Origin of the sequence: Citrobacter sp. Cpo065 (genome assembly GCF_030332805.1) — a bacterium.
Classification (GTDB): domain Bacteria; phylum Pseudomonadota; class Gammaproteobacteria; order Enterobacterales; family Enterobacteriaceae; genus Citrobacter; species Citrobacter portucalensis.
The window spans coordinates 1-281 of the sequence record NZ_JAOWHC010000006.1; the positions used below are offsets into that span (position 1 = coordinate 1).

Here is a 281-nt window from a genome sequence, read left to right on the forward strand (position 1 = left end):
CTCAGAAGTGAAACGCCGTAGCGCCGATGGTAGTGTGGGGTCTCCCCATGCGAGAGTAGGGAACTGCCAGGCATCAAATTTAGTGTGCTGATATGGCTCAGTTGGTAGAGCGCACCCTTGGTAAGGGTGAGGTCCCCAGTTCGACTCTGGGTATCAGCACCAGTTTTTCGGTTAAAGTTCGGCACTTAGAAAAGAATTTGTCTGGCGGCTGTAGCGCGGTGGTCCCACCTGACCCCATGCCGAACTCAGAAGTGAAACGCCGTAGCGCCGATGGTAGTGTG

1 tRNA gene and 1 rRNA gene are annotated in these 281 nt (G+C 54.8%); both read left to right on the forward strand.

The window, feature by feature from the left end:
- Positions 1–86: 86 nt before the first annotated feature.
- Positions 87–162 (forward strand) — tRNA-Thr (locus OGY68_RS00030).
- Between the two features lie 38 nt (positions 163–200).
- Positions 201–281: ribosomal RNA gene (gene rrf, locus OGY68_RS00035) — 5S ribosomal RNA — on the forward strand; the annotation flags it as partial.